Raw genomic sequence first — 14,149 nt, 5'->3', positions numbered from 1 at the left:
ACATTTTTATAATATTACTAAATATTTTCAATGGCAAATATTTAAACCGAGAAATATATTTTTAAATAAAATATTATTGATAAAGGATTTTTTAATAAAAAAATAACTATTAAAAGTTTTGAAACTTTTAATAGTTAAGAAATTTTATTTCATATTTTTATTCTTCACTGTCATTATATATTGATTCAAATCCAGAACGTTCCAATGGATTTTGCTCTGACACATCAACGGTTCCCATCACACGACCATCTTCAACCTCTATAGTTTCATCAATCGATTCTTTGGCTACTTCAGTCAAATCTGCACCTTGTTCTGCAATAACTTCTCCTGGTTCTTTATCCGCATCCATCACTTTTTCTTTTTCCACTTTAGCGACAGTAGCAACAAATTGTCCTTCATCAAGTCGAATCAAGCGTACCCCTTGTGCAGAACGACCGTTTTGTGAGAATTCAGTAACATCAAGTCGAATAATCACACCATGGTCTGTTACAATCATAATATCTTCGTTACCATTCACGGTAGTGATACAGACAAGATTTCCATTCTTCTCAGTAATCGTTGCTGTTTTAATTCCTTTACCACCACGATTTGAAATTCGGTATTCACTCTCTTTAGTACGTTTTCCATATCCGTTCTCAGTAACAACCAGCACTTCATGTTCGTCATTAGATTCTATTACATCTAATCCGATAACTTCGTCACCTTCACGCAGGCTGATACCTTTAACTCCCGCAGCTGTACGGCCTAAAGGACGTAATTTATTCTCTTCGAAACGAATAAGTGAAGCGTGTTTTGTTCCTATAATCAATTGTTTATTACCATCTGTTAATCTAACAGCAATCAGTTCATCTTCTTCTCTAAAGTTAATAGCTATCTTACCATTTTTGTTAATACGCGAGAAGTGAGATAAATTAGATCGTTTAATCAATCCATGTTTCGTCGCAAATACAATATAAGCATCTTCACGCTCAAGATTTTTCACCGCAATCATCGTACTGATGGATTCATCTTTGTCCAAATCAATCACATTAACGATCGGAATACCTTTTGACTGTCTTGAAAGTTCAGGTATTTCGTATCCTTTGATTTTATACACACGCCCTTTGTTCGTAAAGAACAGGACATTATCATGCGTAGAAGTTGTTACCATTTGACTGACGAAGTCTTCATCCAAAGTATTCATACCTTGAATCCCTCTTCCACCACGATGCTGTGCACGATAAGTTGAAGCTGGAAGACGTTTAATATAGTTATTACTACTTAATGTAATCACGATATTTTCTTCATCAATTAAATCTTCATCTTCAAGATCCTCTAATCCTCCAGCAACAATTTCAGTACGACGTTCATCTCCATATTTATCACGAATCTCAATTAATTCCTCGCGAATAATCTGAAGTAACTTCTCTTCATCTGCTAATATTGCACGAAGTTCATCGATATATTTCAGCAGTTCTTGATACTCAGATTCAATTTTATCTCTTTCTAGCCCTGTTAATCGACGTAATCGCATATCAAGGATCGCCTGTGCTTGACGCTCTGATAGCTTAAACTGTTCTTGTAAACCTTGTAATGCTTCAGCATCATTACTAGAGGCTCTAATCAAAGCAATGATTTCATCGATATGATCAAGCGCAATTCTTAATCCTTCCAGAATATGTGCACGATCTTCTGCTTTTTTTAAATTATAGGCAGTTCGTCGGCGAACAACAGTCTTTTGATGTTCGAGATAGTGATAAATTGCTTGTTTAATATTTAATACTTGTGGCTTGCCATCTACAAGCGCCAGCATATTCACGCCAAATGATGTCTGAAGTGGTGTCTGCTTATATAAATTGTTAAGGATTACGTTTGCATTTGCATCACGTCGTACATCGATAACAATACGTACCCCTTCTTTTAAACTTGTTTCATCACGAAGGTCTGTAATACCGTCCACCTTTTTATCACGTGCTAATTCAGCAATTTTTTCTACTAATCTCGCTTTATTTACTTGATAGGGAATTTCTGAAATAATAATCGTCTCTTTACCATTCGGACGCGTCTCAATCAATGTCTTTGCGCGCATAATTACAGAACCACGTCCTGTTTCATATGCTCGACGTATACCGCTTCGTCCCAATATAAGACCAGCCGTAGGAAAATCTGGTCCTTGAATCAATTCCATTAATTCAGGAATAGAAATATCAGGATTCTTACTTAGTTCTAACACACCATTAATGATCTCTGTTAGGTTATGTGGTGGAATATTTGTTGCCATACCTACCGCAATACCTGAAGCACCATTTACAAGTAGGTTCGGAAATCTTGATGGTAATACAACAGGTTCACGCTCATTTCCATCATAGTTATCTGTAAAGTCAATTGTATCCTTATTAATATCACGCATAAGTTCCATTGCAATTTTTGACATACGTGCTTCCGTATACCTCATTGCAGCCGCTCCGTCGCCATCCATAGAACCAAAGTTACCTTGACCATCGACAAGCATGTAACGGTAGCTGAAATCTTGCGCCATACGCACCATGGCTTCGTATATGGAAGAATCTCCATGCGGATGATATTTACCCATTACATCTCCGACAATACGCGCAGATTTTTTGTATGGTTTGTCTGGTGTCATGCCCTGATTGTTCATACCGTACAGTATTCGACGATGGACAGGCTTCATGCCGTCACGAACATCCGGTAATGCACGAGAAACTATGACACTCATTGCATAGTCTAGAAATGAATCTTTCATTTCTTTGACGATATTTTGCTCCTTCAATTTTGAATCATGGTCTAAAGCCATAGATGGCGCCTCCTTAAAATACTATCTTTATACATCAACGTTTGCGTATTCTGCATTCTCTTCAATGAACGTACGACGATGTTCTACAACATCTCCCATCAGCATTTCAAAAACTTCATCCGCTTCTATCGCATCACTTAGTGTCACTTGTAGCATCGAACGATGTTCTGGATTCATAGTAGTTTCCCATAGCTGATCCGCATTCATCTCTCCTAAACCTTTATATCTTGCAAGTTGCCATTTCGGTGTTGTCGGCAATTCTTTTCTCAATTTATCAAGTTCACGTTCGTTATATACATAATATTTTTTCTTACCTTGTTCCACCTTAAATAATGGTGGTTGTGCGATATAAACATATCCTGCTTCTAGTAGAGGTCTCATAAATCGATAGAAGAATGTAAGCAATAATGTTCTAATGTGAGCCCCGTCTACATCTGCATCTGTCATAATAACAATTTTATGATAGCGTGCTTTTGAAATATCAAACTCGCCACCAATACCTGTGCCCATTGCTGTAATCATAGAACGAATTTCATTATTACCAAGAATTCGATCAAGCCTTGCTTTTTCAACATTTAAAATTTTACCACGTAAAGGTAAAATCGCTTGTGTCTTAGAGTCTCTTCCTGACTTCGCTGAACCACCCGCAGAATCTCCCTCTACGATATATAATTCACTAATGGATGGGTCTTTGCTTGAACAATCTGCAAGCTTTCCTGGAAGACTAGAAATTTCAAGTCCTGACTTACGACGTGTCACTTCACGCGCTTTCTTTGCTGCAAGTCGAGCACGCGATGCCATAATCCCTTTTTCCACGATAATACGTGCAATAGGAGGATTTTCTAATAAGAAACGTTCAAAATTTTCTGCAAATAAGTTATCAGTAATTTGACGTACTTCTGTATTCCCAAGCTTTGTTTTCGTCTGTCCTTCAAATTGCGGGTCTCCGTGCTTAATGGAGACGATCGCTGTAATTCCCTCACGTACATCTTCTCCAGATAACTTCTCATCGGCTTCTTTAATCAATTTATTCTTAACACCATAACTATTAATCACACGTGTTAATGCACGCTTGAATCCATCTTCATGCGTACCACCTTCGTATGTATGAATATTATTCGCATAGCTTAGAAGATTTGTTGAATAGCCATTGTTATATTGAATTGAAATCTCGACTTCAATCTCATCACGATTATCATGAATATAAATCGGTTCCGGGAATAAAGTTTCTTTAGACTTATTTAACAACTCTACATATGATTTAATACCACCTTCATAATGGTACACGTCATGACGAATTTCATCCTGTTCACGTTCATCTTTAATTTCAAGCTTGATACCTTTATTTAAGAACGCTAATTCTCTAATACGTTTCTGCAGAATTTCATATTCATATTCTGTTGTTTCAGTAAATATTTCTGAATCTGCTTTAAAACGAATGACAGTTCCAGTCTTATCTGTTTCTCCAATCACCTTCAAATCAAATGCAGGTACACCACGGTGATATGCCTGATGATAAATCTTGCCATCTTTATGAACATATACTTCTAAGGTAGACGATAGGGCATTAACAACTGATGAACCAACGCCATGCAGTCCCCCCGAAACTTTATATCCGCCGCCCCCAAATTTACCACCAGCATGTAGTACAGTTAAAATGACTTCAACCGCAGGACGACCCATTTTTTTCTGAATATCTACCGGAATACCACGACCATTATCCGTAACTTTTATCCAGTTGTCTTCTTCTATAGTCACTTCAACATGATCTGCATATCCAGCAAGGGCTTCGTCAATACTATTATCAACAATTTCCCAGACAAGATGGTGTAACCCTTTTGATGCGGTAGAACCAATATACATACCAGGACGTTTTCTTACCGCTTCTAATCCTTCTAGTACCTGTATCTGATCGGCACCATACTGATCTAAATTTTGTTGTTCCACTATGTTCACCTATCCTTTAGTTAGTCGAAATCTGTCCTTCTGATACATTGAATAATTTCGCTTTATTGATTGTTTCGTGTTCAATACCTTCTACTGACGTTGTCGTCACAAATGTTTGAACTTTATGTTGTATTGTTGTTAACAGGTGTGTCTGTCTATCATCATCCAACTCACTTAGTACGTCATCCAGTAATAATATTGGATACTCTCCAATTTCCTGGTTAATAAGTTCAATCTCTGCTAATTTTATAGATAATGCAGTTGTACGCTGCTGGCCTTGCGAACCATATGTCTGTACATCGATATCATTTATTTTAAAGCTTAAGTCGTCACGGTGTGGTCCATATAAGCTTTGTGTTCTTTCAATCTCCTTGCCCATATTCGCATTTAATATACGAATCGTTTCTTCAAACATCTCCTGCTCAGCTAATTCATAGTTCAAGCTTGCATTGTATCGTAAAGAGAGACGTTCTTTATCTTTTGTAATACCTGTATGAATCGGTATTGCTAAAGTTTCTAGCTGTTCGATAAACATTTTTCTTCTCAATGTTAATTTCACTGCACATTGAGCAAACTGTTCATTGATAACTTCAAGCATTGTCATATTATTACTATTTGATAATTTCATTTGCTTTAACAAATGGTTTTTCTGCTTTAATAATCGCTGATAATTTGATAAATCATTTAAGTAAACGGCAGATATCTGACCTATTTCCATATCAATAAATCTTCTTCTTATTTGCGGACTCCCTTTGACCAGATTCAAATCTTCAGGAGCAAAGAGTACAACATTCATATGTCCAATATATTCTGTTAATCGTTTCTGTTCTAAATAGTTTAATTTAGCTTTTTTTCCTTTTTTAGAGATAGATAAAGATAAGGGCATAGTGCCATGCTTGTAAGACAACATACCTTCGATATGACTGAATTCATGTCCCCAGCCTATCAGTTCTTTATCATTAGAGGTGCGATGACTTTTAGCCATCGCTAGGCAATAAATTGCTTCAAGTAAGTTTGTTTTTCCTTGTGCATTAATGCCTATGAAAATATTTACTTCATCACTAAAGTTTAATTCCGCAGTTTCATAATTTCGATAATGAGTTAGCGTTAACGTCTTTAATTTCATTCTGTCGTCTTATACGTGATTTGATATGTTTCACCTTCAACTTCCAGCAAATCATCCTGAAGCAACTTCTTGCCACGTCTATTTTCCGGTTCTCCGTTTAAAACTACAGGATGATCCTGCAAATACCATTTCGCTTGCCCACCTGTAGAAATAATGCCTTCTGATTTCAGAAATTGCCCTAGTGTAATTTCCTTATCAAGTTCGATAATATTTATCATTTCACGGCTCACTCCTATCATTCAGTCATTATATAATTATACCGTTAATTCACAAAAAATGCATGTTTTTTAAACGAATAAAAAGCGTGGGAATAAGATATTCCAACGCTTTAACACATAAGTCATAATTATTAAAGTTTAATTTGCATAATTTTCTTTTTTTACACACAACATAGTTATTGTAATTAATAGAAATGCAATCCCCGCTAAAAAAGGAATTGTGATAAAGCCAAAATAATTAATATACTGAGCACTACAAGGTACTCCTCCGACACAAGGTTTAACCTCTGCAAATCCTGGGATCTTCTGCTCCATATAATGATAGCATGAGAAACAAAAACCTATAATAGAGAAAGTCATTATTAAATATTTATAATGATAAGTGTGATTAAATACTGCAAACCCTGCAATAATCACTATAGGATACATGAGTATCCTCTGATACCAGCACATCTCACAAGGAATAAAATGTCGTATTTGAGAAAAGTACAGACTTCCCAATGTGGCGACAAGTGCAATTACCCAGGAAATATAGAAGTATTTAGTATTTTTCATTGTTTAACTGCCTCATCGATTACTTTATCCACTTCAGCAGGATCCATTGGATTTTTAACTTCTTTTCCGTTTACAATGATAGTCGGTGTCATTGTCACATTATGTTTTTCAACAAGATTGATATCCTTTTTAACTGCTGCTTTTTCTTTTAAAGCTTCAACATCTTTTACAAGTTTGTCTATATTGCTTACAGAGGCGATTTTTGCTGCTTTCTTAACAGCATCTATCGTCAACCACTCTTCTTCTGTATTAGGTTGCATTTCGAATAATGCCTTTTGAAATGCACTATACTTTTTAGGTTCTTGTTTAATCAATGTTTCCGCGGCCAGACTCCCAAGCATCGATCCTTCACCATGAAATGGGGTATTAATGAAATACAACTTAGCTTTTCCGCTATCTATATATTTCTTTTTCAAGTCAGGTTTGATATCTAATTCGAACACCTTACATGCCGGACATTTAAAATCTCCAAATTCTATGATTGTAACCTTTGCTTCATCTTTACCAATCATTGGTTGATCTTTAATATCGATTTGATCTAATAGTTTTAATCCTTGCTGATTGTTCGTATTTGCAGTACCTAATGATTCAGTATCTACGGAACTTTCTTTCTTATTTTGATTTGAAATAATCAATGCAGCAATGACGCCAATAACAAGCAGGGTCATTATCATCGTAAAAATTAGTGATCCTTTATTTTTCATAACTATCTCCTATACAATTAATTGATAGTATAAATTTTATATTAATTAATCAAATTTTGCACGTGTATAATCATTAAGATTTTGTGACATTATTTAGTTTTAAGTGCACGTTTGAAGTTTTTAAGCATATTTTTATCTGTACTGAATACACTACCTTTATATATTTTAGCGGCGATAAAGAGTAGTAAGATGATTGTAATGATACAAACAATTATACCTATCATAATCTCGATATCACTCGTTTTAGTTGAAATTGTTCTAAGTAACATGATTTGAGGTGTGAAGAATGGAATATAACTTGCAATTTTTACAAGTAATGTATCTGGTTTAGATAAACTAAACATTGCAATATAAAAAGCAATCATATTTAGCATCGTTACAGGCATAATTGCCTGTCCTATATCTTCGATACGGTTCGTCAGAGATCCGACAATCGCACTAGAACTTATATAGATGAGTAATCCCAATATCAAAAAGATGATTGCATATACTAATATCCTTACATTTTCTGCACCAAAGGTAAACCCCAATTCATTTACGGTTTTTTCCAAGCTAAATGCATATATACAAATGATAATGGCAATGGCATATATCATCATCTGCGTCACTGCCACAGCGATTACGCCTAATATTTTAGCCATTAAGTGAGTAATCGGAGAGATGCTCGTAATAATCATTTCAATGACACGCGAAGATTTTTCTTGAGCAATTTCGGTGGCAATTTGACTTCCGTAATTAATCGTAATAATAAAGATTAAAAACAATCCTGCATAAACTAGTGCCGTATTTAGCGCTTTACTTTGTTCAGATACGTTATCGTTCGCATCTTTAGGCTTAATAACTTTATCTGTAACTTTTGCTTCACTCATCACACGGTTTAAATCATCTTGTGATAAATTTAATGATTGTGCAATATTGTTACTTTGAAATGCTGTTAAAGTTGAACGCACAGCGCCCATTACACTGTCACTTGCGTACTCAGTTGAATATACCTTTGCTTCAATTGTTTTGTCTTGGTTTTCCTTTATGTCAATTAAATATTTATAAGTTTCATCTTTAATTCCTTCTTCGCCTTTCTTAAAGTCTACAATTTTTAGTTTCTTTTTCTTATCAAGCTTATGATAACTTTCTTTAAAAGCAGTTGCCAAAGCTTTATCAGCGCTTGAAATCACAGTAATTTCATCTTCACTCTTATCAAAGTAATCATAAATTTTGTCAGCATTACTTAATCCAACGAATATAAGGATCATGAATAGTGTTGAGAAGATAAAGGATTTACTTGATATTTTCTTCCAATATGTCAGCCAGAACGTCGGTATAAATTTATTCAATCGCACCACCTACTTTCTCAATAAAGATGTCGTTCAGAGAAGGTTCATCAACTTGGAATCTTGTTACAAAACCTATTTTTTTTACCGCTTCAAAAACAATGGGTGCAATCGATTGATCTTTAATCGTTAATCTTACATCATTTTTATTTTGTTTAAACTTTACAACGCCCTCAATTTCAGCAAGATGACTAAAATCATGGTCACCTTCGATAATTATTTCTTTCTTTCCAAAGTCGTGTTTCACTTGCTTGATATTACCAGAAACAACAGTCTTGCCTTTATTTAATATGCACACATAATCACACATTTCTTCTACATGTTCCATACGATGTGAACTAAACACAATCGTTGCGCCATTATCGTTCATCTCTTTTACAGCTGATTTAAGAATTTCAACGTTTACTGGATCTAATCCACTGAATGGTTCATCTAGTATTAATAATTGAGGATTATGTATAATTGCCCCGATTAATTGAATTTTTTGCTGATTACCTTTTGATAATTCTTCAATTTTTTTATGTTTATTCTCTGGTACTTCGAAACGTTCTAACCAATAATCTAATGCTTTATCAACTTCTGATTTTTTCATACCTTTTAAACGGGCTAAATATTGAATTTGTTCGGAAACTTTCAATTTCGGATTTAAACCACGCTCCTCAGGTAAATACCCGATATTATCTGTCATTGAATAATTAATCGGTTTTCCGTCAAACGTAATTGTCCCTGATGACTTTTCTAACAAACCAAGAATCATCCTGAAAGTTGTTGTCTTGCCTGCACCATTCCCACCAAGAAATCCGAGCATTTCTCCTTGAGGAACTTCGATATTGACATTATCCACAGCTTTAAATTCTTCAAACTGCTTTGATACATTTTCAAGTTTTAACATAGACCTCTCCTTTATTGTATTTACTAACAATATTATACAGTTTTTAGCATGTAAGGTTCAAAATATAACAAAAAAAAACTGAGCAATTGCTCAGTTTTAGTATGTTCTAATCGGTAAAATTAATTGGATTAAATTATCGTCTTCGTCGGGTTTTAGAATGAAAGGTCTCATCGTTCCAAAGAATTCAACACGTACATCATCAACATCGATTGCACGCAACGCATCCATCATGTACTTAGAGTTAAATGAGATTTTAATTCCAGTTCCATCAAATTTAGATGTTTTCACATTTTCCTTTACAGTACCTATTTCAGGAGACGTAGATGATAATTCTACCGTATTATCAGTTGCAGATAATTTAATAACATTATTTCCACCTTCACGCGCTAATAACGATGCACGATCTATGGCGTGGAAAAAGTCACCATTATTAATTGAAAGTGCTGTTTCTGAGATTTCAGGGAATAATCTCGATGTATCTGGATAATTTCCTTCAAGTAAACGAGAAATAAAGTTAATATGTCCAAATTTAAATAAAACTTGGTTCGCTGCAAAGAAAATATCAATTGTATCTTCATTATCTCCAATAATTTTATTGAGTTCGCTTAAAGCTTTACCAGGAATAATGACATTAATTTCGTCGATATTCGTATCTTCTAGTTTAAGTTTACGTAAAGCTAAGCGATGTGAATCTGTTGCAGTACAGTTTAATACATTATCTCTTATCAGCCAGTTAACACCTGTTAATACTGGACGTGTTTCTGACGTGGACACTGCAAAATTTGTTTGCTTTATAATATTTTTAAGAACTTTTACAGGTAAGGTGATTGCTTCTTCTTCACTTACTTGCGGTAAAAGTGGATATTGATCAGAATCAATTCCTGAAACATTGAACTCTGATTGACCTGATGTAATTTTGGCCTGGAACTGATCATTCGTTTCAATGGTTACTGTGTCAGCAGGAAGTTTTTTTATGATATCAACAAAGAATCTACCTGGCAATACAATCGATCCCTTGTTTTCTACTGTAAGAATTTCTTCATGATTAAGTTCTGAAGGAATTGTAATTTCAATAGATACTTCAGAATCTGAACCTGTTAAGACAAGTCGATTATCAAATACATCTAATTTAATACCCGTTAAGACAGGTAAAGTTGTTCTTGGTGAGATTGCTTTTAATGTGTCATTTAATTGTGCTATAAAGTAGTCTCTTTGTATTGTAAATTTCATAGTAAATCTCCTTAATTGATATTTATAAGTATATAATATCTTTTTTAAAATAGTAATAATAGTAATAGGGGCTGTGAATACGTGGATAAGTGGATAAATGATTAGAGTCTGTAAGTATCCACATGTGCATAACTTGTGTGTAAGCTTTGCATCACTATCCACACTATCCACAGTTAGCTGGTGATATCTTTTTCGATATTTTTCAGTTCATTTTTTAAACTCTCGTCTGTTTCCAGTTGATTTTTTATCTTTTCATGTGCGTGTATCACTGTAGTATGATCTCTTCCACCAAATTCTTCACCAATCTTTGGTAAAGAGAAGTCCGTGAGTTCACGTGCAAGGTACATTGCTATTTGTCTAGGAAAAGCAATCGATTTCGTACGTTTCTTAGCACTAAAATCTTCGAGACGCACATTATAATATTCTCCGACTGCAAGTTGAATATCCTTAATCGTTACTTTCTTAGGTTTACTAGTAGCAATAATATCTTTCAATGCTTCAGCGACAAGGTCGGAATTAAGTTCACGATTTACAAGTTTTGAATATGCGGATACACGTGTTAAAGCACCTTCTAATTCACGAATATTGGACTGGATTTGCGTAGCGATATAAAGCATCGCTTCGTTCGGAATATCAATATTTTCTTCTTCTGACTTCTTTCTTAGGATAGCAATCCTAGTTTCTAGATCAGGTGGCGTTACATCGGTAATTAATCCCCACTCGAAGCGGGTACGAAGGCGCTCTTCTAATGTTGGGATTTCTTTCGGTGCTCGGTCACTAGAAATAACAATTTGTTTATGGTTCTGATGTAACTCATTGAAAGTATGGAAGAATTCTTCCTGGGTAGATTCTTTACCAGCAAGAAACTGAATATCATCAATTAGAAGAACGTCAACATTTCTATATTTTGATCTGAACTCTTCAGTCTTGTTATCTTTAATCGAGTTAATAAATTCATTCATAAACTTTTCACTAGAAATATAAACAACTTTCGCATTTTCTTTATGCTCCATCACGTAATGCCCGATTGCATGCATGAGATGGGTTTTACCAAGGCCTACACCGCCATAGATAAATAAGGGATTATAAGCTTTTGCGGGCGCTTCTGCGACAGCTAAACTAGCTGCATGACTGAATCGATTTCCACTGCCGATTACGAACGTATCAAATGTATTATCTGTATTTAACTGATTCGGTAATAGTTCTTGACTTGTTTGTTGAATCTTTCTTACAGGGGCTTCTTTTTCATTATTCATAAGTTCGTCTTCAGAAGAAATCACTTTTATATTGAGTTTTTCTCCGATCTCTTCGATAAATGCTTCTTGAATAAAATCAATATAATTTGTTTGCAGCCATTCTGAAATAAAAGAAGTAGGTGCTTGAATCACTACTTGGTGGTTATTTAGCACTTTAATCTTTGTCTCTTTAAACCATGTATCATAACTTGCAGGTGCAAGTCGATGCTTTATATTTGCGAGTACTTTTTCCCAAATGGTATCTATTCCACTCATAATATATCCTCTTTCTAATTAAAATTCTTTTTTAGTTATTCACATAAAATCTAATTGTGTATAATAGTAATAACAAGTTCAACTTTATTTATCCACAACTTACACACAAATTGTGGATAAATAAATATTGCAATCTTTATCCACAGAAAAATATAATCAAATCTTATCAAAAAAAAGTAATAATATCAATATGTTTAAATGGTTATCCACAAAATTATACTTAATCACACATGTTATAAAAATGAGCTGTGGAATTTAGGAAAAACCAGTGGATAACTTTAAAAACTTAAAAATACCTAGTTACTTATCCACAAAATAATTAAAATATTATGTGGATAAGTGGATAAATATACTAAAAATTAAAGTTGCTTAACCTATAGAAATTTGGTATACTTCAGTAGTTACTATAAATCACTAGGCGAAATTCTATAAGAATCGATAGATGAAATTTCATTTAATGGAGGTGTTTTTAAGTGGTAAAACGTACTTATCAACCAAATAAACGTAAACATAGTAAAGTTCATGGATTCCGTGCACGTATGAGCACGAAAAACGGACGTAACGTATTAGCGCGTCGTCGTCGTAAAGGCAGAAAAGTATTATCAGCATAAGATCACTGAACATTCAGTGGTCTTTTTTTTGTTTAAATAGGATATAAATTTTAGTATAATAAATAAGAATATGTATTGATGATGAGATGGTGTATAAAATGGAAAAAGCGTATCGTATTAAGAAGAATGAAGATTTTCAGAAAATCTATAAAAATGGTAAGTCTGTAGCGAATCGCCAGTTTATTATATATCGTCAGAAAAATAGTGAAAATGAGCATTTTAGACTCGGTATTTCAGTATCTAAGAAAATTGGTAATGCTGTCACTCGAAATAGAATAAAGCGTGCGATAAGAGAAAGTTTTACGAAACATAAAGAAGATATTATTAAAGATGATTTTATTGTAATCGCCAGGCAACCTTCTAAAGAAATGACAACAAATGAAATCAATAAAAGTCTGGAACATGTAATGAAGATTGCCAAAGGTTTTAACAAAAGAATCACTTAAAGACGGAGGAAATCTATTGTTAGAACAAACCTTTATTGATATTACTGTAGAAGATGCAATTAAAAAAGGACTAGATATCATGAATGTTTCTGAAAGTCAGGTGAAGATTGAAGTATTGAATGCTGGCAGGAAGGGAATATTCGGGATTGGTAAACAAAATGCAGAGGTTAAGCTCATTGTAATTGATCCAGAAGTAAAACGCGAAAAGACGATTATACCTATCATAGAGCAATCTTCAGATAAGAATATAGACGAAACGCCTAAAGTTACAACGCCTGAAAAGAATATTGAGATAAAGTCAAATAGAAAACAACAATCTCTAGAATTGGTTAAAGAGTATGTATTGCAAGTTATTGATGCTATGGGATATGAAGCTTCTATGGAGCTCATCTATAAGAATAAGGATGAAGTTATTATGAATATTTCATCAGCAGAAGCATCTCGAATAATTGGTAGACGTGGTCAAGTGCTAAACAGCTTGCAAGTCCTTGCACAAAACTATTTCAATCATCTTGAAAAAGGGTTCACCATAATTACGTTAGATATCGAAAATTATCGAGAAAAGCGAAGAGAAACGTTGCAGAACCTGGCTTTAAATATGTCAAAAAAAGCTATAGCGACTGGTGAGCCTGTTAAATTTGAACCAATGCCAAACTATGAGCGTAAAATTATGCACCAAATACTTGCAAAGATAGACAACATTGAAACATATTCAGAAGGTAGAGAGCCTCACCGTTACCTTGTCATTCGTTCAAGATAATATTTACTTGATTAACTCTAAAAACGA

Annotated in this window: 13 protein-coding genes; 3 read left to right on the top strand and 10 right to left on the bottom strand. The window is 34.2% G+C overall.

Going from position 1 to position 14,149, the window contains the following annotated elements; genetic code table 11:
• Positions 1-157 precede the first annotated feature (157 nt).
• The 10 genes from gyrA to dnaA all read right to left on the bottom strand — a co-directional run bounded on the left by gyrA (position 158) and on the right by dnaA (position 12,305).
• The gene (gyrA, locus tag CD152_RS06030; protein WP_101141191.1) at positions 158-2,794 is read right to left on the bottom strand and encodes a DNA gyrase subunit A; all 2,637 of its coding nucleotides are present in this window, start codon (positions 2,792-2,794) and stop codon (positions 158-160) included.
• 27 nt (positions 2,795-2,821) lie between these two features.
• Positions 2,822-4,750, bottom strand: coding sequence for a DNA topoisomerase (ATP-hydrolyzing) subunit B (gene gyrB, locus CD152_RS06025; RefSeq protein ID WP_181451721.1), 1,929 nt, complete (start codon positions 4,748-4,750; stop codon positions 2,822-2,824).
• 7 nt (positions 4,751-4,757) lie between these two features.
• Positions 4,758-5,867 carry a DNA replication/repair protein RecF gene (recF, locus tag CD152_RS06020; RefSeq protein ID WP_103214507.1) on the bottom strand — a complete coding sequence of 370 codons (1,110 nt, stop codon included), beginning with the start codon at positions 5,865-5,867 and terminating at the stop codon, positions 4,758-4,760.
• Positions 5,864-6,085, bottom strand: coding sequence for a S4 domain-containing protein YaaA (gene yaaA, locus CD152_RS06015; protein WP_041635745.1), 222 nt, complete (start codon positions 6,083-6,085; stop codon positions 5,864-5,866). Before yaaA ends, recF begins: the two co-directional genes overlap by 4 nt.
• A gap of 138 nt (positions 6,086-6,223) precedes the next feature.
• Positions 6,224-6,640: a disulfide oxidoreductase gene (locus CD152_RS06010; protein ID WP_099482210.1), complete on the bottom strand. Its 417-nt coding sequence runs from the start codon at positions 6,638-6,640 to the stop codon at positions 6,224-6,226.
• Positions 6,637-7,344, bottom strand: coding sequence for a DsbA family protein (locus tag CD152_RS06005; protein WP_101141194.1), 708 nt, complete (start codon positions 7,342-7,344; stop codon positions 6,637-6,639). Before CD152_RS06005 ends, CD152_RS06010 begins: the two co-directional genes overlap by 4 nt.
• An 89-nt stretch (positions 7,345-7,433) precedes the next feature.
• Positions 7,434-8,675 carry an ABC transporter permease gene (locus CD152_RS06000; protein ID WP_103214506.1) on the bottom strand — a complete coding sequence of 414 codons (1,242 nt, stop codon included), beginning with the start codon at positions 8,673-8,675 and terminating at the stop codon, positions 7,434-7,436.
• On the bottom strand, positions 8,668-9,564 hold the full coding sequence (locus CD152_RS05995; protein WP_012655914.1) for an ABC transporter ATP-binding protein: 897 nt from the start codon (positions 9,562-9,564) through the stop codon (positions 8,668-8,670). The genes CD152_RS06000 and CD152_RS05995 overlap by 8 nt, the downstream gene beginning before the upstream one ends.
• Before the next feature lie 96 nt (positions 9,565-9,660).
• Positions 9,661-10,794, bottom strand: a complete 1,134-nt coding sequence (gene dnaN, locus CD152_RS05990; RefSeq protein WP_101141198.1) for a DNA polymerase III subunit beta — start codon at positions 10,792-10,794, stop codon at positions 9,661-9,663.
• A gap of 173 nt (positions 10,795-10,967) precedes the next feature.
• Complete coding sequence (gene dnaA, locus CD152_RS05985) at positions 10,968-12,305, bottom strand: chromosomal replication initiator protein DnaA (protein WP_101141200.1); 1,338 nt, start codon at positions 12,303-12,305, stop codon at positions 10,968-10,970.
• A gap of 473 nt (positions 12,306-12,778) precedes the next feature.
• Here dnaA and rpmH point away from each other — a divergent pair, with 473 nt between their 5' ends.
• From rpmH to jag, 3 genes are all read left to right on the top strand, one after another.
• The gene (gene rpmH, locus CD152_RS05980; RefSeq protein ID WP_041636245.1) at positions 12,779-12,916 is read left to right on the top strand and encodes a 50S ribosomal protein L34; all 138 of its coding nucleotides are present in this window, start codon (positions 12,779-12,781) and stop codon (positions 12,914-12,916) included.
• 98 nt (positions 12,917-13,014) lie between these two features.
• Positions 13,015-13,362, top strand: a complete 348-nt coding sequence (gene rnpA, locus CD152_RS05975) for a ribonuclease P protein component (RefSeq protein WP_015912456.1) — start codon at positions 13,015-13,017, stop codon at positions 13,360-13,362.
• Positions 13,363-13,378: 16 nt separating this feature from the next.
• Positions 13,379-14,122 carry an RNA-binding cell elongation regulator Jag/EloR gene (gene jag, locus CD152_RS05970; protein ID WP_015912455.1) on the top strand — a complete coding sequence of 248 codons (744 nt, stop codon included), beginning with the start codon at positions 13,379-13,381 and terminating at the stop codon, positions 14,120-14,122.
• Positions 14,123-14,149: the final 27 nt, after the last annotated feature.

Origin of the sequence: Macrococcoides caseolyticum (assembly GCF_002902665.1) — a bacterium.
GTDB classification, from domain to species: domain Bacteria; phylum Bacillota; class Bacilli; order Staphylococcales; family Staphylococcaceae; genus Macrococcoides; species Macrococcoides caseolyticum.
The sequence above is the reverse complement of the archived record's forward strand: the minus strand, read 5'-3'. Positions and strand labels throughout refer to the sequence as shown.